General features: G+C 60.1%; 20 protein-coding genes. 7 read left to right on the top strand and 13 right to left on the bottom strand.

Features of this window, described 5'->3' with window-relative positions:
* Positions 1–30: 30 nt before the first annotated feature.
* The 4 genes from QMK58_RS04620 to mreB form a co-directional block, all read right to left on the bottom strand.
* Complete coding sequence (locus QMK58_RS04620) at positions 31–627, bottom strand: Maf family protein (RefSeq protein WP_053154554.1); 597 nt, start codon at positions 625–627, stop codon at positions 31–33.
* Positions 628–659: 32 nt separating this feature from the next.
* Entirely contained in the window at positions 660–1,151 is a 492-nt protein-coding gene (gene mreD / locus QMK58_RS04615) for a rod shape-determining protein MreD (RefSeq protein ID WP_053154552.1), read from the bottom strand.
* Entirely contained in the window at positions 1,151–2,257 is a 1,107-nt protein-coding gene (gene mreC / locus QMK58_RS04610) for a rod shape-determining protein MreC (protein WP_082344416.1), read from the bottom strand. Before mreC ends, mreD begins: the two co-directional genes overlap by 1 nt.
* A gap of 143 nt (positions 2,258–2,400) precedes the next feature.
* Positions 2,401–3,438: a rod shape-determining protein MreB gene (gene mreB / locus QMK58_RS04605; RefSeq protein ID WP_002555108.1), complete on the bottom strand. Its 1,038-nt coding sequence runs from the start codon at positions 3,436–3,438 to the stop codon at positions 2,401–2,403.
* Between the two features lie 211 nt (positions 3,439–3,649).
* On the opposite strand from mreB, the gene gatC reads away from it, so the two are divergent.
* The 6 genes from gatC (at position 3,650) to QMK58_RS04575 (ending at position 8,871) form a co-directional block, all read left to right on the top strand.
* The gene (gatC, locus tag QMK58_RS04600; protein WP_007901429.1) at positions 3,650–3,937 is read left to right on the top strand and encodes an Asp-tRNA(Asn)/Glu-tRNA(Gln) amidotransferase subunit GatC; all 288 of its coding nucleotides are present in this window, start codon (positions 3,650–3,652) and stop codon (positions 3,935–3,937) included.
* A gap of 17 nt (positions 3,938–3,954) precedes the next feature.
* The gene (gene gatA, locus QMK58_RS04595; protein WP_053154546.1) at positions 3,955–5,406 is read left to right on the top strand and encodes an Asp-tRNA(Asn)/Glu-tRNA(Gln) amidotransferase subunit GatA; all 1,452 of its coding nucleotides are present in this window, start codon (positions 3,955–3,957) and stop codon (positions 5,404–5,406) included.
* A 10-nt stretch (positions 5,407–5,416) separates the two neighbouring features.
* Positions 5,417–6,862: an Asp-tRNA(Asn)/Glu-tRNA(Gln) amidotransferase subunit GatB gene (gatB, locus tag QMK58_RS04590; protein WP_053154543.1), complete on the top strand. Its 1,446-nt coding sequence runs from the start codon at positions 5,417–5,419 to the stop codon at positions 6,860–6,862.
* 148 nt (positions 6,863–7,010) lie between these two features.
* Positions 7,011–7,382 carry a septal ring lytic transglycosylase RlpA family protein gene (locus QMK58_RS04585; protein WP_053154540.1) on the top strand — a complete coding sequence of 124 codons (372 nt, stop codon included), beginning with the start codon at positions 7,011–7,013 and terminating at the stop codon, positions 7,380–7,382.
* 50 nt (positions 7,383–7,432) lie between these two features.
* Positions 7,433–8,494 (top strand): calcium/sodium antiporter, encoded by a 1,062-nt coding sequence (locus QMK58_RS04580; RefSeq protein ID WP_053154537.1) that lies wholly within the window; start codon positions 7,433–7,435, stop codon positions 8,492–8,494.
* Positions 8,491–8,871: a carboxymuconolactone decarboxylase family protein gene (locus QMK58_RS04575; RefSeq protein ID WP_046040018.1), complete on the top strand. Its 381-nt coding sequence runs from the start codon at positions 8,491–8,493 to the stop codon at positions 8,869–8,871. The genes QMK58_RS04580 and QMK58_RS04575 overlap by 4 nt, the downstream gene beginning before the upstream one ends.
* A gap of 100 nt (positions 8,872–8,971) precedes the next feature.
* Here QMK58_RS04575 and QMK58_RS04570 read toward each other — a convergent pair whose 3' ends face one another.
* The 5 genes from QMK58_RS04570 to kdgD all read right to left on the bottom strand — a co-directional run bounded on the left by QMK58_RS04570 (position 8,972) and on the right by kdgD (position 15,585).
* On the bottom strand, positions 8,972–9,913 hold the full coding sequence (locus tag QMK58_RS04570; protein ID WP_053154534.1) for an AEC family transporter: 942 nt from the start codon (positions 9,911–9,913) through the stop codon (positions 8,972–8,974).
* Between the two features lie 155 nt (positions 9,914–10,068).
* Positions 10,069–11,622, bottom strand: coding sequence for a galactarate dehydratase (gene garD, locus QMK58_RS04565; protein ID WP_053154531.1), 1,554 nt, complete (start codon positions 11,620–11,622; stop codon positions 10,069–10,071).
* An 11-nt stretch (positions 11,623–11,633) separates the two neighbouring features.
* Positions 11,634–13,001 (bottom strand): MFS transporter, encoded by a 1,368-nt coding sequence (locus QMK58_RS04560; RefSeq protein ID WP_053154528.1) that lies wholly within the window; start codon positions 12,999–13,001, stop codon positions 11,634–11,636.
* Between the two features lie 165 nt (positions 13,002–13,166).
* On the bottom strand, positions 13,167–14,612 hold the full coding sequence (locus tag QMK58_RS04555; protein ID WP_053154525.1) for an aldehyde dehydrogenase family protein: 1,446 nt from the start codon (positions 14,610–14,612) through the stop codon (positions 13,167–13,169).
* A gap of 61 nt (positions 14,613–14,673) precedes the next feature.
* Positions 14,674–15,585 (bottom strand): 5-dehydro-4-deoxyglucarate dehydratase, encoded by a 912-nt coding sequence (kdgD, locus tag QMK58_RS04550; RefSeq protein WP_320395936.1) that lies wholly within the window; start codon positions 15,583–15,585, stop codon positions 14,674–14,676.
* A 263-nt stretch (positions 15,586–15,848) separates the two neighbouring features.
* Here kdgD and QMK58_RS04545 point away from each other — a divergent pair, with 263 nt between their 5' ends.
* Positions 15,849–16,220: a hypothetical protein gene (locus QMK58_RS04545; protein ID WP_053154522.1), complete on the top strand. Its 372-nt coding sequence runs from the start codon at positions 15,849–15,851 to the stop codon at positions 16,218–16,220.
* Positions 16,221–16,235: 15 nt separating this feature from the next.
* On the opposite strand, the gene QMK58_RS04540 is transcribed toward QMK58_RS04545, so the two are convergent.
* The 4 genes from QMK58_RS04540 to QMK58_RS04525 form a co-directional block, all read right to left on the bottom strand.
* Positions 16,236–16,985: a FadR/GntR family transcriptional regulator gene (locus QMK58_RS04540; protein WP_053154909.1), complete on the bottom strand. Its 750-nt coding sequence runs from the start codon at positions 16,983–16,985 to the stop codon at positions 16,236–16,238.
* Positions 16,986–17,163: 178 nt separating this feature from the next.
* On the bottom strand, positions 17,164–18,891 hold the full coding sequence (locus tag QMK58_RS04535) for an ABC transporter ATP-binding protein/permease (RefSeq protein WP_053154519.1): 1,728 nt from the start codon (positions 18,889–18,891) through the stop codon (positions 17,164–17,166).
* Between the two features lie 97 nt (positions 18,892–18,988).
* Positions 18,989–19,549, bottom strand: a complete 561-nt coding sequence (locus QMK58_RS04530) for a response regulator transcription factor (RefSeq protein WP_007981466.1) — start codon at positions 19,547–19,549, stop codon at positions 18,989–18,991.
* Entirely contained in the window at positions 19,542–20,804 is a 1,263-nt protein-coding gene (locus QMK58_RS04525; protein ID WP_320395935.1) for an ATP-binding protein, read from the bottom strand. Before QMK58_RS04525 ends, QMK58_RS04530 begins: the two co-directional genes overlap by 8 nt.
* Between the last annotated feature and the right edge of the window lie 178 nt (positions 20,805–20,982).

The raw sequence follows: 20,982 nt of genomic DNA, 5'->3' as shown, positions 1-20,982 counted from the left end.
GATAATGGCCGCATCTGTTCTGTACGACGCTTAGCGCGCGTTGTGGGTTTGCCAACAGGGTATGCCGAAATGGCCGAGCAGTTCTGCGGTTTCGCACAGCGGCAGTCCAACCACCGCCGAATAACTTCCATTGAGCCCGGCAACAAACACCGCTCCCAATCCTTGAATGCCATAACCACCCGCCTTGTCCCGGGGTTCTCCGCTGGCCCAGTAGGCCACGGCTTCTTCAGGACTGATATCCCGAAAGCGCACGCGACTGGTGACAACCCGGGATTCGCAACGCTCGCCATCGAGCACGGCAATAGCGGTCAAGACCAGGTGTTCGTGCCCGGACAACATCTTCAGCATGGCGCACGCTTGGGTTTCATCAACCGGTTTGCCGAGTATTTTACCGTCGAGCACCACGGCGGTATCGGCGCCGAGGACGCAGAACGAATCCCCAGACACGACCGCCCCGTGCCCGGCCTCGGCTTTGCCGCGCGCCAGGCGCTCGACATAGGCCGATGGGGATTCGTGGGACAAAGGGGTTTCATCGATATCCGCGCTGATGGCGGTGAACGGCACGCCGATCTGCGTGAGCAGCTCACGTCGACGCGGCGAGCCTGAGGCGAGGTACAACCGTTTCATCAAGACCTCTCCCTGTCTAATGCCTGAGCGGATTAATTGATTTTGTAGCGTCGACGCAATCCGCGCAAACCGAAGCTAATCCAAGGCCAGAGCAATGCGCTGACCAAGGCAGGCAGCACCAGCGCCAGGGTTGGCTGGCGATTGCCGGTCAGGGCGCTGAGCCATAGTTGAACCAGCTGGGCGAGGCCGAAGATCACCAGGATCACCAGGCTCTGTTGCCACATCGGGAACATCCGCAGGCGTTGTTGCAGCGCCAGTACCAGGTAGGTGATGAGCGTCAGGATCAATGCGTTCTGCCCCAGCAGCGTACCGTAGAGCACATCTTCGGCCAGGCCGAGACAAAAGGCGGTGACCATACCGACTTTCTGCGGCAGGGCCAGCGCCCAAAAGGCCAGCAGCATAGCCAGCCACAGGGGACGGAGGATTTCCATGAATTGCGGCAGTGGCGAAATGCTGAGCAGCATGCCGACAGCGAAGGTCAGCCAGACGATCCAGCCGTTTCGCGATGCGGTGGTACCGACCATTATTCTCGTCCCCCAGTAGAAGCCGGTGCGGAGACAGGCGGTTTGGCCGCAGGCTTGGCGGCAGCGGGCGGCTTGGCGGCAGGTTTGGGGGTCACAGGTTTGACCGGGGCCGTGGCAGCGGGAGCCGGGGCAGCCGGAGTCACTGGCGCCGGAGCTACCGGAGCGGCCGCTGCAGCCGGTACAAGGGCAGGCTTGGACACCGCAGGAGGAATCATCGGGCCACCACCGTGCTGATCCAGCGCTTCCTGAGCCTGCGCCGCGTCATTGGCGCGTTCTTCGGCGGTACGCCCGTCGCTGAACACCAGCAGCAAGTAGCGGCTGCGATTCAAGGCAGCGGTGGGCACGGCACGCACAATGGCAAACGGCTGGCCAGAGTCGTGAATCACTTCCTTGACCGTCGCCACCGGGTAACCCGCCGGGAAGCGCTGACCGAGGCCGGAACTGACCAACAAGTCACCTTCCTTGATATCGGCAGTATCGGCCACGTGACGCAACTCCAGGCGCTCAGGATTGCCGGTGCCGCTGGCAATCGCCCGCAACCCGTTGCGGTTCACCTGTACCGGAATGCTGTGAGTGGTATCGGTCAGCAAGAGAACACGTGAGGTGTAGGGCATCAACTCGACCACCTGCCCCATCAGCCCGCGGGCATCGAGCACCGGCTGCCCGAGGATCACGCCGTCACGTTCACCTTTGTTGATGATGATGCGATGAGTGAATGGGTTGGGGTCCATGCCAATCAGCTCGGCCACTTCGACCTTCTCATTGACCAGCGCCGAGGAGTTGAGCAACTCGCGCAGCCGCACGTTCTGCTCGGTGAGGGAGGCAAGCTTTTGCATGCGCCCCTGCAACAGCAGGTTCTCGGTCTTGAGTTTTTCGTTTTCGGCGACGAGTTCGGTCCGGCTGCCAAACTGGCTTGCCACGCCCTGCCACAGCCGCTGCGGCAAGTCGGTGACCCAGTAAGACTGCATCAGCACCAGCGACATCTGGCTACGCACCGGCTTGAGCAGTGTGAAGCGGGCATCGACCACCATCAACGCGACCGACAGCACGACCAGCACCAACAAGCGCACGCCCAGTGAGGGACCCTTGGTGAAAAGCGGTTTAATAAGCCGCTCCTCCCAGGCAAATGTTCTCTTTATTCATACGACAGCGATCCGGCCTGGATGCAGACTGACAGAAGATAAACGCGAACAGGCAGCACTGCAAAGTGCTGCCTGCGCGCTCAACAGCATAGAGGCATTCCGGCGACTTACTCGCTGGAAAGCAGGTCCATGGTGTGTTTATCCATCATTTCCAATGCACGGCCACCGCCGCGAGCAACGCAGGTCAGCGGATCTTCGGCGACGATCACCGGCAGACCGGTTTCCTGGGCCAGCAACTTGTCGAGGTCACGCAACAGAGCGCCACCACCGGTCAGTACCAGACCACGCTCGGCGATGTCGGAAGCCAGTTCCGGTGGCGATTGCTCCAGAGCGCTTTTCACGGCCTGAACGATGGTTGCCAGGGACTCTTGCAGAGCTTCCAGCACTTCGTTGGAGTTCAGGGTGAATGCCCGTGGAACGCCTTCGGCAAGGTTACGGCCGCGAACGTCGACTTCACGAACTTCGCCGCCCGGGTAGGCCGTACCGATTTCCTGCTTGATGCGCTCTGCGGTGGATTCACCGATCAGGCTGCCGTAGTTGCGACGCACGTAGGTGATGATCGCTTCGTCGAAACGGTCGCCGCCAACCCGTACGGATTCAGCGTAAACCACACCGTTGAGGGAGATCAGCGCGATTTCAGTGGTACCGCCGCCGATATCCACGACCATCGAACCGCGGGCTTCTTCTACCGGCAGGCCGGCACCGATCGCAGCAGCCATTGGCTCTTCGATCAGGAATACTTCGCGGGCACCGGCACCGAGGGCCGATTCACGAATGGCACGACGCTCAACCTGGGTGGATTTGCACGGAACGCAGATCAACACACGAGGGCTAGGCTGCAGGAAGCTGTTTTCGTGAACCTTGTTGATGAAGTACTGCAGCATTTTTTCGCAGACGCTGAAATCGGCAATAACGCCGTCCTTCATCGGACGAATGGCAGCAATATTGCCCGGCGTACGACCCAGCATGCGCTTGGCTTCGGTGCCGACAGCAACAACACTTTTCTGGTTACCGTGTGTCCGAATGGCCACAACCGATGGCTCATTCAGGACGATACCGCGCTCGCGCACGTAAATAAGGGTGTTGGCAGTGCCCAGGTCAATGGAAAGATCGCTGGAAAACATGCCACGCAGTTTCTTGAACATGGGAAAGGGACCCTAGGCAACGCGTGGGTAAAAAAGTGCGGCAAACTCTAACAACGACAGGGATTTTGGGCAAGGCGCCAATATGTTAAATTGGCCGCTTTTCTGTGCACCAAGCCCCACAATCGCGGCCTTATGACCGTAGAAGTGCGGTAGTGTTCCGACAATCTAACACACGGACGCCGTCCGTTTTGTTTTCCACTGGAGAATCCCAATGGCGCTTGAACGCTCCGACGTGGAAAAAATCGCTCATCTGGCCTGTCTTGGCCTAAATGATGCCGATCTTCCACACATCACTTCGGCCCTCAACAGCATTCTCGGGCTGGTCGACGAAATGCAGGCGGTCAATACCGACGGTATCGAGCCGCTCGCCCACCCACTGGAAGCCAGCCAGCGCCTGCGCGCAGACGTCGTGACCGAAACCAATCACCGCGAGGCCTACCAGTCCATCGCACCAGCGGTCGAAAACGGCCTGTACCTGGTTCCGAAAGTCATCGACTAATAGGGAAAGAGCCTGCAATGCATCAATTGACTCTGGCCGAGATCGCCCGCGGACTCGCCGATAAAAAGTTTTCCTCCGAAGAGCTGACTAAAGTCCTGCTGGCGCGCATCGCCCAGCTCGATCCGCAGCTCAACAGTTTCATCAGCCTCACCGAAGACCTGGCGCTGACGCAGGCGAAAGCCGCTGACGCCCGCCGCGCCAATGGTGAGAGCGGCGCCCTGCTCGGTGCGCCGATCGCCCACAAAGACCTGTTCTGCACCCTGGGCATTCGCACCAGCTGCGGCTCGAAGATGCTCGACAACTTCAAGGCTCCCTACGACGCGACCGTCGTCGCCAAGCTGGCCGCTGCCGGGGCCGTGACCTTGGGCAAGACCAACATGGACGAATTCGCCATGGGTTCGGCCAACGAGTCGAGCTACTACGGCGCGGTGAAAAACCCGTGGAACCTGGAACACGTACCGGGCGGTTCGTCCGGTGGCTCCGCTGCCGCGGTTGCCGCTCGTCTGTTGCCTGCCGCCACCGGCACCGACACCGGAGGCTCCATTCGTCAGCCCGCCGCGCTGACCAACCTCACCGGCCTGAAACCGACGTACGGTCGCGTTTCGCGCTGGGGCATGATTGCGTATGCGTCCAGCCTCGATCAGGGCGGCCCGATGGCGCGCACTGCCGAAGACTGCGCAATTATGTTGCAAGGTATGGCCGGCTTCGATCCGAACGACTCCACCAGCATCGATGAGCCCGTGCCGGACTACAGCGCCAGCCTCAACGGCTCGCTGCAAGGCCTGCGCATCGGCGTGCCGAAAGAGTATTTCAGCGCCGGTCTCGACCCGCGCATCGCCGAGCTGATCCACAACAGCGTCAAGGAGCTGGAAAAGCTCGGCGCCGTGATCAAGGAAATCAGCCTGCCGAACATGCAGCACGCCATTCCTGCGTACTACGTGATCGCCCCGGCGGAAGCCTCGTCCAACCTGTCGCGTTTCGACGGCGTGCGCTTCGGCTACCGCTGCGAAAATCCGGTCAACCTGATCGACCTGTACAAGCGCTCCCGTGGCGAAGGTTTCGGCCCGGAAGTACAGCGCCGGATCATGGTCGGCGCCTACGCGCTGTCGGCCGGTTACTACGATGCCTACTACCTGAAAGCGCAGAAGATCCGCCGTTTGATCAAGAACGACTTCATGGCAGCCTTCAATGAGGTCGACATCATCCTCGGCCCAACCACGCCGAACCCGGCCTGGAAGCTCGGCGCCAAGAACAGCGACCCGGTCGCTGCATACCTGGAAGACGTCTACACCATCACCGCCAACCTCGCGGGTCTGCCGGGCCTGTCCATGCCAGCAGGTTTTGTCGACGGTCTGCCGGTCGGCGTGCAATTGCTCGCTCCGTATTTCCAGGAAGGTCGCCTGTTGAACGTTGCCCACCAGTATCAGCTCAACACTGACTGGCACACCCGCACCCCAACCGGCTTCTGAGGAGACACACATGCAATGGGAAGTCGTGATCGGGCTGGAGATTCACACCCAGCTCACCACCCGGTCGAAAATCTTTTCCGGTAGTTCCACCACCTTCGGCTCCGAGCCGAACACCCAGGCCAGCCTGGTAGATCTGGGCATGCCCGGCGTGCTGCCGGTGCTGAACCAGGAAGCGGTGCGTATGGCGGTGATGTTCGGCCTGGCGATTGACGCCGAGATCGGCCAGCACAACGTGTTCGCCCGTAAAAACTACTTCTACCCGGACCTGCCCAAGGGCTACCAGATCAGCCAGATGGAATTGCCGATCGTCGGCAAGGGCCACCTGGACATCGCCCTCGAAGACGGCACGGTCAAACGCGTCGGCATCACCCGCGCACACCTGGAAGAAGACGCCGGCAAGAGCCTGCACGAAGAATTCAGCGGCGCCAGCGGCATCGACCTGAACCGTGCCGGCACACCGCTGCTGGAAATCGTTTCCGAGCCGGACATGCGCAGCGCCAAGGAAGCTGTGGCCTACGTCAAGGCGATCCACGCCATGGTACGTTACCTGGGCATCTGCGACGGCAACATGGCCGAAGGTTCGCTGCGTTGCGACTGCAACGTGTCGATCCGTCCGAAAGGTCAGGTCGAGTTCGGCACCCGCTGCGAGATCAAGAACGTCAACTCGTTCCGCTTCATCGAGAAGGCGATCAACAGCGAAATCCAGCGTCAGATCGAACTGATCGAAGACGGCGGCAAAGTCATCCAGCAGACCCGCCTGTACGATCCGAACAAGGACGAAACCCGGCCGATGCGCAGCAAAGAGGAAGCCAACGACTACCGTTACTTCCCCGATCCGGACCTGCTGCCCGTCGTGATCGAAAACTCGTTCCTCGACGAAGTGCGCGCCACCCTGCCGGAATTGCCGCCACAGAAACGCGAGCGCTTCCAGGAGCAATTCGGTCTGTCGGTCTATGACGCCAGCGTTCTGGCCACCAGCCGCGAGCAAGCCGATTACTTCGAGAAAGTCGCGAGCATCGGCGGCGACGCCAAGCTGGCGGCCAACTGGGTGATGGTCGAGTTGGGCAGCCTGCTCAACAAGCAAGGTCTGGACATCGAACAGTCGCCGGTTTCCGCCGAGCTTCTGGGCGGCATGCTCCTGCGCATCAAGGACAACACCATCTCCGGCAAGATCGCCAAGGTGGTGTTTGAAGCGATGGCCAACGGCGAAGGCACGGCGGACGAGATCATCGACAAGCGCGGTCTGAAGCAAGTGACCGACACCGGCGCGATCTCGACGGTGCTGGACGAAATGCTTGCGGCCAACGCCGAGCAGGTCGAGCAATACCGCGCGGCAGACGAAGCCAAGCGCGGCAAGATGTTCGGCTTCTTCGTCGGCCAGGCCATGAAAGCCTCCAAGGGCAAGGCCAACCCGCAACAAGTGAACGAATTGCTCAAAAGCAAACTCGAAGGCTGATGAAATTGGAGCCAGCCTTCAAATCTGGCTCCACTCCCTGTGGGAGCCAGCCTGCCGGCGATAGCGGTCTGACATTCAACATATCCATGTCTAACACTGCGCAATCGCCAGCAGGCTGGCTCCCACATTTGTTTTCGGGAAACCTTCAATGAAGCGTCTGCTCAGCCTTTGCGCCCTGCTCTCTTTACTGGCCGGTTGCGCCAGCACCGACACCGTCGACCCGCACGGCTACGACAAAACCGGCGTTGCCTCCTACTACGGCGCCAAACACCAAGGTAAACGCACCGCCAGCGGTGAGCGTTTCGACAAGAATTCCATGACCGCCGCCCACCGTCAGCTACCCTTCGGCACGCGGGTCAAGGTCACCAACCTGAACAACGACAAATCCTGCGTGGTGCGTATCAACGACCGTGGCCCCCATACCCGTGGACGCCTGATCGACCTGTCCCATGAAGCCGCCGAACGCTTGGGCATGCTCAAAAGCGGCACTGCACGTGTTCGTGTGCAAGCCCTCGACTGACGGATGGAGCATCCACCATTTTCGGACTAGCCGATTTACCCCTGATCAGCGTGATCGAATTGTTCAGCGGGCTGCTGTTGTTGATAGTCGGCGCCGAACTGATGGTACGCGCCGCCGTTCGCCTGGCAGCGCGCCTGCATGTTCGCCCCCTGATCATCGGCTTGACCATTGTCGCCCTCGGCAGCAGCGCACCGCAGATGGCGGTCAGCCTGCAAGCCACGCTTGCGAACAACACCGACATCGCCGTCGGCAGCGTGATCGGCAGCAGCATTTTCAACATCCTCGTTACCCTCGGGCTGTCCGCGCTGATCATTCCTTTGCGGGTTTCCCGGCAACTGGTGCGCCTGGACATTCCATTGATGATCGGTGCCAGTTTGCTGGTATCGATTCTGGCGTGGAATGAGGAGCTGACCCGCACGGACGGCGTAGTACTGCTGCTGGCACTGGCACTGTACCTCGGCCTGCTGCTGCGTCAGTCGCGACATTCCGCACGTCCTGTTTCGACTCATGAGCACAAGGCACAAGCCCCCTGGATCAGCAGCTTGCTGATGATCGCCGTCGGATTGGCGATGCTGGTTTACGCTGGACATCTGCTGCTGGGGGCGGCCGTCGCGGTTGCCACTGACCTGGGGCTTTCTGAACGGATCATTGGCCTGACCATCGTTGCCGTCAGCACTTCCCTGCCCGAACTGGCCACGTCGTTGATCGCCGCAATCCGTGGCGAGCGCGACATCGCCGTGGGCAACGTGATCGGCAGCAACTTGTTCAACCTTTTGGGGGTGCTCGGCGTCACGGCGCTGGTGGCGCCGTCACCGCTGTCGGTATCGCCCAACGCGCTGGACTTCGACTTGCCGGTGATGCTCGGCGTCGCGGCGCTGTGCCTGCCGCTGTTCTATACCGGCTATCGCGTGACCCGCGCCGAAGGCCTGCTGTTTCTGGGTTTGTACCTGGCGTATGGACTGCATGTGGTGTCGTTCACCACCGGCATGCCGCTGGCGGGCAAGCTCGAACATTTGATGCTGTTTTTCGTCCTGCCGGCGCTGGTGGCGTTTTTGCTGTTCACGTCGCTGCGCGCCTGGCGTCGCCAACACCATAAGAAGGAAGTCCCATGACCGAGAATAAAAAACCCGGCGTTGAAGTCCGCCGCCAAGTGATGGGCGACGCCTTCGTCGACCGCGCACTGGGCAACGCCACCGAATTCACCCAGCCGCTGCAGGATTTCGTCAATGAACACGCCTGGGGCGGTGTTTGGAATCGCGAAGGGCTGCCGCTGAAAACCCGCAGCCTGATCACCCTCGCCGCGCTGACTGCACTCAAGTGTCCGCAAGAGTTGAAAGGTCACGTACGCGGCGCGCTGAACAACGGCTGCACGGTGGATGAGATTCGCGAGGCACTGCTGCATTGCGCGGTGTATGCCGGTGTGCCAGCGGCGATCGATGCGTTTCGGGCGGCGCAGGAAGTGATTGATAGCTACCAGAAGCCGGAATAATTTTGTTGCTTTGAAAAGATCGCAGCCTGCGGCAGCTCCTACATTGGAATTCGCTCTCCTGTAGGACCTGCCCCAGGCTGCGATCTTTTGACCTTTGCCTTTAGATCCACCCACCCCACTGCAAAAAGAAAATTCCGATGTTGGTGGTGATCGCCGCCATCAATGTGGTGATCACGATGATCGCCGCCGCCAGCTCATGATTGCCATCGGCCTGTCGGGCCATGACAAAACTCGCCGCCGCAGTCGGGCTGCCGAAGTACAGGAACAGAATCCCCAACTCCGCGCCACGAAAGCCCCACAACCACGCCCCCAGCGTCGCCAGCACCGGCAGGCCGATCATCTTCACCAGGCTCGAACTCAGCGCCATGTTGCCGCTTTTGCGCAACGCCGCCAGGGATAGCGTTCCGCCGATGCAGATCAATGCCAACGGCAAGGTGGTTTGCGCCAGGTACTGGCCAGACGTTTCCAGCCATCCCGGCAAACCTATCTTGAAATAGGCGAACGGCGCCGCCGCGATCACACTAATGATCAGCGGGTTGCTGAACACGCTTTTGCAGATGCTCCACGGATCGGACTTGATCACCGGGCTGTACACCGCCAACACGATGGTAGAAAGCGTGTTGTAAAACAGGATCACCAGTGCCGCGAGAATTGCCCCAAGGGAAATCCCGTAGTCGCCGTACATGCTCGCCGCGAGCGCCAGGCCGATGACGCCGTTGTTGCCGCGAAACGCACCCTGGGTGTAAATGCCCCGGTCTTCGCGTGGGCATTTGATGATCGCCCAGCCCCAGGCGATGGCAAAACACACCAGGGTCGCGAGTGAGAAATAGATCAGCAGCGCCGGTTGCAACGCGGCGTGCAGGTCGGCGTGCAGGATGCCCAGAAACAGTAACGCCGGCATGGTGACGTTGAACACGAGGGCCGACGCGGTGTGGATGAAATTGTCGTTGATCCAGCCGACGCGTTTGAGCAACACCCCGAGAAACAGCATGGCGAACACCGGTGCGGTGATGTTCAGGGTTTCGAGGAAAATTGCCAGCATGCCGGGGTAACCTTGGTGGGCGTCGTTAGGCGGCTAATGATAAGCCACCGCAGACGTTGGCGTCTGGTAGATCGCCATCGCTGGCAAGCCAGCTCCTACAGGTTCAGCGCAATCCTTGTAGGAGCTGGCTTGCCAGCGATACAGGCGACGCGGTCTTACGTGATCGGCGCCGGGTTGAACAGGGTGATGTCGTTATGCAGCTTGTGCTGTTCGGCCCACGTCTGTTTCTTGCCGCTGGCCACGTCCAGGTAGTAGTGGAACAACTCCCAACCGAGGTCTTCGATGGAAGCGCGTCCAGTAGCGATCCGTCCGGCGTCAATGTCGATCAGGTCCGGCCAGCGCTGGGCCAGTTCCGTCCGGGTCGAGACCTTCACCACCGGCGCCATCGCCAAACCGTACGGCGTACCACGACCGGTCGTGAACACATGCAGGTTCATCCCCGCCGCCAGTTGCAACGTCCCGCAGACAAAATCGCTGGCCGGCGTCGCGCAGAAGATCAGGCCCTTTTCCTTGAACCGCTCACCAGGGCCGAGCACGCCGCTGATCGCGCTGCTGCCGGACTTGACGATCGATCCGAGGGATTTCTCGACAATGTTCGACAACCCGCCTTTCTTGTTGCCCGGCGTGGTGTTGGCGCTGCGATCCGCTTCACCCTTGGCCAGGTAACGGTCGTACCAGTCCATTTCGCGCACCAGTTCCTGCGCGACTTCTTTGGTTTGCGCACGCGAGGTCAGCAGGTAAATCGCATCGCGCACTTCGGTCACTTCGGAAAACATCACTGTCGCCCCTGCGCGCAGCAACAGGTCCGAAGCGTAACCCAGCGCAGGGTTGGCAGTGATCCCGGAAAACGCATCACTGCCGCCGCATTGCATGCCGAGGATCAGCTCGGACGCCGGCACGGTTTCGCGACGACGTTGGTCGAGCTTCTTCAAGCGGGCTTCTGCCAGCTCCATGATCTGCTCGATCATCTCGGTAAAACCGTGGCTGGAATCCTGCAAGCGGTACAGCCAAGGCTCGCTGAGATCCACCGAACTGTCGTTCTCGTGCATCACCTGCCCGGCCTGCAATTTCTCGCAGCCCAGGCTGATCACCAAGGCTTCGCCGCCCAGGTTCGGGTTACGCGCCAGGTTGCGCACGGTACGAATCGGGATGTACGCGTCGGTGGCGGTGATCGCCACGCCACAGCCGTAACTGTGGGTCAGCGCCACCACGTCATCGACGTGCGGATACTTGGGCAGCAACTCGTCCTTGATGCGTTTTACCGCATGGTCGAGAACTCCCGTAACGCATTGAACCGTGGTGGTGATGCCGAGAATGTTGCGCGTGCCAACGGTGCCGTCGGCATTGCGATAACCCTCGAAGGTAAATCCTTCCAGCGGTGCCTGCGCGGCCGGCACGTCGGTGGACAGCGGCAGGCTGTCCAGCGGTGGCGCGGTCGGCATGCGTAGTTGATCTTCCTTGACCCAACTGCCGCGTGGAATCGGCTGCAAGGCGTAGCCAATGACCTGGCCGTAACGAATCACCTGCCCCCCCTCGGGAATATCTTCCAGGGTGACCTTGTGGCTCTGCGGTACAAAATCCACAGTGACCAGACCGTCCGAAAACTCGGTGCCGGCCGGTACGCCCTGATCATTGACCACGATGACCACGTTGTCCCGCTCGTGCAGGCGGATATAGCGCGGCGAATCGGAATGTTCAATCAACTGCATGACGCCGCTCCTCAGGAATGCGCTTGAGACAATTTGCCAGGGGCTTCAGACCCATTCGCTGGTGGCTCTTTGAGCACCACACGCTTGATCGGCCCCACAATAACCAGATAGCTGAACACCGCGACTAAAGCGTTGCAACCGACGAACACCAACGCCCACTTGAACGAACCGGTGGAGCTGATGATGTAGCCAATGACAATCGGCGTGGTGATCGAAGCGATGTTGCCGAAGGTGTTGAACAGACCACCGCTCAAACCGGCAATCTGCTTGGGCGAGGTGTCGGACACCACCGCCCAGCCCAGCGCGCCCACGCCTTTGCCGAAGAACGCCAGTGCCATGAAGCCCACGACCATCCATTCAACGTCTACGTAGTTGCACGCCACGATGCTGCTGGAAACCAGCAGGCCAGCGATGATCGGTGCCTTGCGGGCGAAGGTCAGGGAATGGCCTTTACGCAGCAGGTAATCGGAAATCACCCCGCCGAGTACTCCACCGATGAAGCCGCAGATCGCCGGCAAAGACGCGATGAAACCGGCCTTGAGGATGGTCATGCCGCGCTCCTGCACCAGGTACACCGGGAACCAGGTCAGGAAGAAGTAGGTGATGCCGTTGATGCAGTACTGGCCCAGATACACGCCGAGCATCATGCGGTTGGTCAGCAACTGACGGATGTAGTCCCACTTCGGACCGTCGCCCTTTTTGCCTTTGCCCTTGTCCTGGTCCATGTCGACCATGCCGCCGTTGTCGGCGATGTGCTTGAACTCGGCCTCGTTGATCAGCGGGTGCTGACGCGGGCTGTAGATCACTTTCAGCCAGATCCCGGAGAAGATGATGCCGATCACGCCCATGACGATGAACACGTGCTGCCAGCCGAAGCTATAGACGATCCAGCCCATCAACGGTGCGAACAACACAGTGGCAAAGTACTGCGCCGAGTTGAAGATCGCCGAAGCGGTGCCGCGTTCAGCGGTCGGAAACCAGGCTGCCACGATGCGCGCGTTACCCGGGAACGAAGGCGCTTCGGCCAGACCCACCAGAAACCGCAGCATGAACAGCGCAACCACGGCCGTGGACATGCCGAACTCACCGACATAGCCCTGCAGCACGGTGAACAGCGACCAGGTGAAGATGCTCAGTGCATAGATTTTTTTCGAACCGAAACGGTCCAGCAGCCAGCCACCGGGAATTTGCCCGGCCACGTAGGCCCAACCGAATGCGGAGAAGATGTAGCCGAGGGTGACGGCGTCGATACCGAGGTCTTTTTGCAGGCTGGAGCCGGCAATTGCGATGGTAGCCCGGTCGGCATAGTTGATCGTGGTCACGAGGAAAAGCATGAGCAGGATCAAATAGCGGACGTGAGTCGGCTTGGTCGATTGCATGTAGATGTACTCCCACTGATTATTTTTATGCGCGGGTGAATCTGTTGTCCTGTAGGAGCGAGCCTGCTCGCGATGGTGGTCAACGATGACGCGGGGCATCAGGTTTACCACCGCGACCTCAAGACCATCGCGAGCAGGGCTCGCTCCTACAGGGGGTGTGGCGTTTTACGAACCGATATAAGAGGTTTTCACGACCGTGTAGAACTCTTGCGCATAGCGACCTTGCTCACGTGATCCATAGGATGAACCTTTACGCCCACCGAACGGAACGTGGTAATCCACACCGGCGGTCGGGAGGTTGACCATCACCATCCCGGCCTGGGAGTGGCGCTTGAAGTGGTTGGCATACTTCAGCGAAGTGGTGGCAATACCCGCCGACAGACCGAACTCGGTGTCGTTGGCCATGGCCAGTGCAGCTTCGTAATCGGCCACACGCACGATGTTGGCCACTGGGCCGAAGATCTCTTCGCGGCTGATGCGCATCGAGGCTTCACTGTCGGCAAACAATGTTGGCGCGAGGAAGTAACCTTCGGTGTCGCAGGTCACCAGGCCACCGCCGCTGACCAGACGCGCACCTTCGGACTGGCCGATGTCGATGTACTTCATGTCCTGCTCAAGCTGCGCTTGCGAGACCACCGGACCAATGTCGGTGCCGGCTTTCAGCGCGTGACCGACCTTGATCGATTTCATACGCTCGGCCATGGCTTCGACGAACTGGTCGTGGATGCCTGCGGTGACGATAAAGCGGCTGGAAGCGGTGCAACGCTGGCCGGTGGAGTAGAACGCGCTCTGTACCGACAACTCGACCGCTTGCTTGAGGTCGGCATCGTCGAGAATGATCTGCGGGTTCTTGCCGCCCATTTCCAGCTGGACCTTGGCCTGACGCGATACGCAGTTGATTGCGATCTGACGGCCGACTCCCACGGAGCCGGTGAAGCTGATGCCGTCGACTTTCGGGCTCTGCACCAGCGCATCGCCAACCACCCGACCGCTGCCCATCACCAGGTTGAAGACGCCGGCCGGGAAGCCTGCACGAGAGATGATTTCGGCCAGCGCCCAGGCGCAACCTGGAACCAGGTCAGCAGGTTTGAGCACGACGCAGTTGCCGTAGGCCAAAGCCGGGGCGATTTTCCATGCCGGGATGGCAATCGGGAAGTTCCACGGAGTGATCAAGCCGACCACGCCCAAGGCTTCGCGAGTGACTTCAACGTTGACGCCCGGACGCACCGACGGCAGATAGTCGCCGGACAGACGCAGGCATTCACCAGCGAAGAACTTGAAGATGTTACCGGCGCGGGTCACTTCACCGATGGCTTCAGGCAGGGTTTTTCCCTCTTCCCGGGCCAGCAGGGTGCCGAGTTCTTCGCGACGAGCAAGGATTTCGGTGCCGACTTTATCCAGCGAGTCGTGACGCGCCTGAATGCCGGAAGTGGACCAGGCCGGGAATGCGGCGCGGGCGGCGTCGATGGCGGCGTGGACCTGAGCCAGGTCAGCCTTGGCGTAGTCGCCGATGGCATCGCTCAGTTCGGACGGGTTGATGTTGGTCGAATAATCGCCACCGGCAACCCATTCACCGTTGATGTAGTTATCAAAACGCTTTGCATCTGCCACTTTGAGATCTCCTCACGCAAAAGGCCGCTGATTGCTCAGCGGCCTTACTTAATCGGATGTGTTACTGCGCACCCTGCTTGTCGATCAGCGCGGCGAGCATTTCGTACTCTTCGCCGGTCAGATCGGTCAGCGGTGCACGCACAGGACCTGCGTCGTAGCCGGCAATTTTTGCCCCGGCCTTGACGATGCTCACGGCATAACCGGCTTTGCGGTTACGGATGTCCAGGTACGGCAGGAAGAAGTCATCGATGATCTTGCCAACGGTGGCGTGATCTTCACGAGCGATCGCGTGGTAGAAATCCATCGCGGTTTTCGGGATGAAGTTGAACACCGCCGAGGAGTAAACCGGCACGCCCAGTGCCTTGTAGGCAGCGGCGTAGACTTCGGCGGTCGGCAAGCCGCCCAGGTAGCTGAAGCGTTCACCGAGGCGGCGACGGATCGACACCATCAACTCGATATCACCCAGGCCATCCTTGTAGCCGATCAGGTTCGGGCAGCGCTCGGCCAGACGCTCCAGCAGCGGTGCGGTCAGGCGGCAGACGTTACGGTTGTAGACCACAACGCCGATGTTGACCGATTTGCACACGGCTTCAACGTGGGCGGCAACACCGTCCTGGCTGGCTTCGGTCAGGTAGTGCGGCAGCAGCAACAGGCCTTTGGCGCCCAGGCGTTCGGCTTCCTGAGCGTACTCGATGGCCTGACGGGTCGAACCGCCGACACCGGCCAGAATCGGCACGCTGGTCGCGCAGGTATCGACGGCCGTCTTGATGATTTCCGAATACTCGCTGGCCGCCAGAGAGAAAAACTCACCGGTGCCGCCTGCGGCAAACAGAGCCGAGGCGCCGTATGGGGCCAGCCATTCCAGACGCTTGATGTAACCAGCGCGGTTGAAATCGCCCTGGGCATTGAAATCGGTTACCGGGAAAGACAGCAGACCGGAAGAGAGGATGGACTTCAGTTCTTGTGGATTCATTATTCGAACACCCTGGATTGCGACGTTGTGTGTGAGAAAACGGTTCAGCCCGCGCTGAGGTTGTAGGTCATCGTACAACTTAAAAATTAACCGTCAACTGCATTTCATCGCCCGTGGCAAATCGAAGATGAAAAAAGGCCAGCCGCGACCGCTCGTCGAAACTGTTATTTCTAACAGTTTCGAACGAAACGCCTGAGGAGGGATAACAGAGGCTGAGGCCCTGGCGCTAAAGGCCGGTCTCGACTATCAAAGGAGATTTCATCATGGCGCTTCTCGCACCCAGCCTCACCGACTTCCCATCCGGAAATGCCGGCAAAGAAATTGTTGTGGCGTTATCGAAACTGAAAGATGCACTGGAAGTCTGCATTCCTGATTCCGACGAGATTTCTCCCCTGGATGATGTTTACGCGGTCTTGGGGGAGGCTGAGGAATCCGCCAACCGAAGCAGTGACAAGCTCCAGGCTGGACAAATGAATGCCAACGAAGACGTCGAAAAAGTGCCGAACCTGAAAGTCTATGTACTCAGCACAACACTGCGGGACCACTTGAACACAACCGTCAAGCTGCGTTACCAAACCAGCGGAGAATTGGGCGTTGCAACTTCAGCCCCCCTGTTACTGCGCATTGAGCCTTAGCCGCAATACATTGCTTCAGCCCCGCTGCGCCTGCGCCTCTTCATGCGCATGCCGCAAACGCTCACGGCTGTTGGTCAGGTGCAAACGCATGGCGGCCCGCGCCGCATCGGAATCCTGGCGGGCGATGGCATCGTAGATTTCTTCGTGCTCACGACTCAGGCGACTCATGTAGTGCTGCTGGTCGTCATGGGCCAGCCGCGCGGAATTGAGCCGGGTGCGCGGAATGATGCTGGTGCCCAGGTGGGTCATGATGTCGGTGAAATAGCGGTTGCCGGTGGACAAAGCGATTTCGAGGTGGAAGGCAAAGTCCGAGGCTACCGCGTCACTGGCGTGGGCCGCGCTTTCGTTCAAAGCATCGAGGGCCGCACGCATGGTCGCCAGTTGTTCGGGGCTACGGCGTTGCGCGGCCAGGCCGGCAGACTCCACTTCCAGGCTGATGCGCAATTCAAGAATTGCCAACACATCACGCAAGGTCACCACCGTCGCGGGGTCGATGCGAAAACCGCTCGGGCTCGGTGTGTCGAGCACGAAGGTGCCGATGCCGTGGCGGGTTTCCACCTGCCCCGCCGCCTGCAAACGGGAGATCGCCTCACGCACCACGGTGCGGCTAACGCCATGGGCATCCATGATCGCCGATTCGGTGGGCAATTTGTCGCCACGCTTGAGGTGGCCGTCGCGGATCTGCTCGGACAGCACCGTCACCAGTTCCTGAGCGAGGCTGCGGCGCTTGCGAGGGAGGCGTGGTGCGGCGTTCGGGTTTTCCATGGTGAACATCTGTCTCGAAAGAGTCGGCGGCTGAAACTGCATCATAACGCAACGCGGTTGTACGATCACCCCGCCCTGTGTAGGAGCTGGCTTGCCAGCGATGGCCATCACGCGGTCCGTCTGTGAAACTGCGTTATCGTTCATCGCTGGCAAGCCAGCTCCTACAGGGGCATGGTGTTCAGGCGGTCACGGTCTGATCCACCAAATGCCCATTCTCGATACGAATGTGCCGTGGATGGAAGCGCTTGAGACTGCTGCGATGGCCGACGCTGACGATGCTCAACCCTGGCAGCTCGTCGATCAGCGCCTGATACAGCGACGCCTCGTCCTCTTCATCCATCGCCGATGTCGCTTCGTCCATGTACAGCCATTGCGGCGCGTAAAGCAGAGCGCGAGCAAAGGCCAGACGTTGTTGCTCACCCGGTGACAACAAGCGCTGCCAGTGGTTGGCTTCATCCAGACGCGCCACCAGATGCGGCAAACGACAGGTTTCCAGCACGTGCACGTAGCGCTCGTGCGGATAGGTGTCGGCGACCTGTGGATAACTCAGTGCTTCACGCAACGTGCCAATTGGCAGATAGGGTTTCTGCGGCAAAAACAGATACCGCGCCGACGGCAAACGAATGCTGCCGTGTCCTGTTGGCCACAGATGCCCCATCGCCCGCAGCAAAGTCGACTTGCCGCTGCCTGAGCGACCGCTGAGCATGACGCGCTCGCCCTCCTCCACGGTCATGTCGCCACTGGTCAACAAGTGGCGACCGTCTGCCAGGTCGAGACCGAGGTCTTGCACCTTCAACTCGGAGCCCGAGGTTTGCACGTCGATGGCCGGTGCACGTTGTTCGTTGTCAGTCATGGCCTGACGGAAGCTGAGCAGACGATCGCAGGTGGCGCGCCACGAGGCGAGGCTCTGGTACGCGGTGATGAACCAGCTGAAACTGTCCTGGACATTGCCGAATGCCGAGCTGATTTGCATCAGCTCGCCCAGTTCGATTTTTCCGGAAAGGTAACGTGGTGCTGCGACGATGAAGGGGAAAATGATCGCCGCTTGCTCGTAACCGGACGTGAAAAAGGTCAGACGCTTGGACACCTTCATGATGTCCCAGAAGTTGTGCCAGACCATCGAGAAACGACTGCTCAAGCGGCGGTTTTCATTCGGTTCGCCGTTGTACAACGCAATGCTTTCGGCATTCTCGCGAACCCGCACCATGGAGAAACGCAGGTCGGCTTCGAAGCGCTGTTGCCGGTTGTTCAGGCCGATCAGGCGACGCCCGATCAAATGCGTCAGCCAACTGCCCACCACCGCGTAAACCAGCACGCACCAGAACATGTAGCCGGGAATGGTCACGCCGAACGCTTCGATGCTGCCCGACACCCCCCAGAGGATGATCGAGAACGACACCAGGCTGACGACGTTGCGCAGCAAGCCAATGCCCAGGCTCAGGGTGTCCGAGGTGAAATTGTTGAGGTCTTCGGAAATCCGCTGGTCCGGGTTATCGGTGTAACCGCCCTGTTCCAGCTTGTAATAATTCTTGTCGGCGAGCCAACGCGAAAAATGCTTTTCGGTGAGCCAGGCCCGCCAGCGGATCGTCAGCATCTGGGTCAGGTAGAGGCGGTACACCGCGCCGATAATCGCCACGGTGGCAATCGCGCAGAAGTACAGAATCAGTCGCCAGAACGCGGCTTCATCCTTCTGCTGCAAGGCGTTGTAGAAATCCTTGTACCAGGTGTTGAACCACACCGAGATCCCCACGCTAATCAGCGACAACGCGATGACCGCGATCAGCAGCGTCCAGGCTTTGACTTTCTCTTCACTACGCCAGTAAGGCGTGATCATCGCCCACACTTTGCGAAAAAACTGCCCGCGCACAGCATCATTGACCGCGGAGTACTCAGCGTTCTGATTCATGGAAAAGGCTCGATAAAGAAATGAACACGCACGAACCGATCATAGATGATCGGTTCGGTTTGTCGCGAGGAGCGGTCCGCATTCGTTCAGCGCAGGTTCAGCGACGGACGGGACGCTTCTGCAGTTTGCGCTGAAGCGTACGGCGGTGCATGCCCAGGGCGCGGGCCGTGGCGGAGATGTTGCCTTCGTGTTCGGTCAGCACGCGCTGAATGTGCTCCCACTGCAAGCGGTCCACGGACATCGGGTTTTCCGGCACCAGGCTGTCAAGGTCGGCATGCTCGGACAGCAGGGCTGCCAGCACGTCATCGGCATCAGCCGGTTTGCACAGATAGTTGCAGGCGCCGCGCTTGATCGCTTCGACCGCCGTGGCAATGCTCGAATAACCGGTGAGGATAACCACCCGCATTTCCGGGTCCATTTCAAGCAATTTCGGCAGCAGCACCAGCCCGGAATCGCCGTCCATCTTCAGGTCCAGGGCGGCGTAATCCGGTAGATCGGCCTTGGCCAGCTCCAGGCCTTCTTCGGCGGAACTGGCGGTGCTGACGCGAAAACCACGGCGGGCCATGGCGCGGGCCATGACGCGGGTAAAGGTGGCGTCGTCATCAACCAGCAACAAATGCGGCAGTTCTTCGCCTTCGACTTGGATCTCTTCACTCATGTTCGTCTCCTCGGGCGACACGGGGCAGGCGCAGCTCGGTGAGCGTGCCACCTTCCTCATGACTGTAGAGTTTCACTGAGCCGCCAGCGCGTGTCACGCTCGCCTTACTCAAAAACAGGCCCAGACCGAAGCCTTTGCCCTTGGTGGTAAAAAACGGTTTGCCGATCTGTTCGGCAATGGCCAGCGGCACACCGGCGCCGTGGTCACGAATGCTGATGGTCAGGTTTTCCCAATCCCAATCCAGGGTCACTTGCAGACCTTCGGGACAGGCATCGGCGGCGTTGTTCAGCAGATTCAGCAACGCCTGGGTCAAATCCGGTGGCGGCGCCATACGCGGCACCGCGCCCTGACCGAGACGCTGGAAGCGATAACTGGCTTCGGGGCGCATCAGGTGCCAGCGATTGAGCGCTTCGTCGAGCCAGTCGGTGACGTCCTGCATCTCCACCGCCAAACGGCGATTGGCTTCGGCGGCGCGCACCAGTTGTTGCAGGGTTTCCTTGCACAATTTGACCTGATCCTGCAGCACGCTCAGGTCGTCTTGCAGCATCGGGTCGTGATGGTCCTGGCGCATTTCCTTGAGCAGCACGCTCATGGTCGCCAGCGGCGTGCCCAACTCATGGGCAGCGCCCGCGGCCTGGGTGGCGACCGCCAGCAACTGTTGATCGCGCAGGCCTTCTTCGCGGCGGATAGCGCGCAATTCTTCCTGACGACGCAGCTCTTCAGCCATGCGTGCGGCGAAGAAGGTGATCACCGCCGCCGCGAGGGCGAAGCTCAGCCACATGCCGTATACCTGCAGGTTTTCCCGGGCAATCGGGAAGGTCTGCAACGGGTAGAATTGCGCCAGCAACAGCGTGTACATCGTCAGCGCGATACCCGACAAGATCACCGAGTAACGCCAGGGCAGCGTGACCGCAGCGATAGTCAGCGGCACCAGGTAATACGAGACGAAGGGATTGGTCGAGCCACCGGAGAAAAACAACAATGCACTGTGGATAAACAGGTCGCAGGCCAGTTGCACGGCGTATTCAAGCTCGGTCACCGGCCAGGAAGTGCGCAGGCGAATGGCCGTGAACACGCACAGCAGCATTGAACACGCGAGGGTCGCGGCCAGCTGAAACCAGGGCAACGGCAGCAATTCGAGCCAGTAGGCCAGGCCCACGGAACCGGCTTGGGCAGCAAGGACCAAAGTGCGGATGAACGTCAGCCGCCAGAGGTTCTGACGAGTGGCGGAAGTGATTTGAACGGGGGCGAGCATGAGCTCTCCTGATGAGCGCTCCAGGCGGATCACCGGGAGTATAACCAAGCGCGGGGGCTGACAGGCAAAAGTGCGGCAAACGGCCACATGCAGGAGCTGGCTTGCCAGCGATGGACGTTAACGATAACGCGCGCATTCAGGATAAACGCGACGCCGAGACTCCATCGCTGGCAAGCCA

Origin of the sequence: Pseudomonas sp. P8_241 (genome assembly GCF_034008315.1) — a bacterium.
Lineage (GTDB): Bacteria > Pseudomonadota > Gammaproteobacteria > Pseudomonadales > Pseudomonadaceae > Aquipseudomonas.
Note: the sequence above shows the minus strand (reverse complement) of the source record. Positions and strands in the feature narration are given on the sequence as shown.

What these genes read in the sequence shown, in the direction of transcription:
- QMK58_RS04620 (WP_053154554.1), bottom strand. Translation starts at nt 627, where the DNA reads ATGAAACGGTTGTACCTCGCCTCAGGCTCGCCGCGTCGACGTGAGCTG.
- mreD (WP_053154552.1), bottom strand. Translation starts at nt 1,151, where the DNA reads ATGGTCGGTACCACCGCATCGCGAAACGGCTGGATCGTCTGGCTGACC.
- mreB (WP_002555108.1), bottom strand. Translation starts at nt 3,438, where the DNA reads ATGTTCAAGAAACTGCGTGGCATGTTTTCCAGCGATCTTTCCATTGAC.
- gatC (WP_007901429.1), top strand. Translation starts at nt 3,650, where the DNA reads ATGGCGCTTGAACGCTCCGACGTGGAAAAAATCGCTCATCTGGCCTGT.
- gatA (WP_053154546.1), top strand. Translation starts at nt 3,955, where the DNA reads ATGCATCAATTGACTCTGGCCGAGATCGCCCGCGGACTCGCCGATAAA.
- gatB (WP_053154543.1), top strand. Translation starts at nt 5,417, where the DNA reads ATGCAATGGGAAGTCGTGATCGGGCTGGAGATTCACACCCAGCTCACC.
- QMK58_RS04585 (WP_053154540.1), top strand. Translation starts at nt 7,011, where the DNA reads ATGAAGCGTCTGCTCAGCCTTTGCGCCCTGCTCTCTTTACTGGCCGGT.
- QMK58_RS04575 (WP_046040018.1), top strand. Translation starts at nt 8,491, where the DNA reads ATGACCGAGAATAAAAAACCCGGCGTTGAAGTCCGCCGCCAAGTGATG.
- QMK58_RS04570 (WP_053154534.1), bottom strand. Translation starts at nt 9,913, where the DNA reads ATGCTGGCAATTTTCCTCGAAACCCTGAACATCACCGCACCGGTGTTC.
- garD (WP_053154531.1), bottom strand. Translation starts at nt 11,622, where the DNA reads ATGCAGTTGATTGAACATTCCGATTCGCCGCGCTATATCCGCCTGCAC.
- QMK58_RS04560 (WP_053154528.1), bottom strand. Translation starts at nt 13,001, where the DNA reads ATGCAATCGACCAAGCCGACTCACGTCCGCTATTTGATCCTGCTCATG.
- kdgD (WP_320395936.1), bottom strand. Translation starts at nt 15,585, where the DNA reads ATGAATCCACAAGAACTGAAGTCCATCCTCTCTTCCGGTCTGCTGTCT.
- QMK58_RS04545 (WP_053154522.1), top strand. Translation starts at nt 15,849, where the DNA reads ATGGCGCTTCTCGCACCCAGCCTCACCGACTTCCCATCCGGAAATGCC.
- QMK58_RS04540 (WP_053154909.1), bottom strand. Translation starts at nt 16,985, where the DNA reads ATGGAAAACCCGAACGCCGCACCACGCCTCCCTCGCAAGCGCCGCAGC.
- QMK58_RS04535 (WP_053154519.1), bottom strand. Translation starts at nt 18,891, where the DNA reads ATGAATCAGAACGCTGAGTACTCCGCGGTCAATGATGCTGTGCGCGGG.
- QMK58_RS04530 (WP_007981466.1), bottom strand. Translation starts at nt 19,549, where the DNA reads ATGAGTGAAGAGATCCAAGTCGAAGGCGAAGAACTGCCGCATTTGTTG.
- QMK58_RS04525 (WP_320395935.1), bottom strand. Translation starts at nt 20,804, where the DNA reads ATGCTCGCCCCCGTTCAAATCACTTCCGCCACTCGTCAGAACCTCTGG.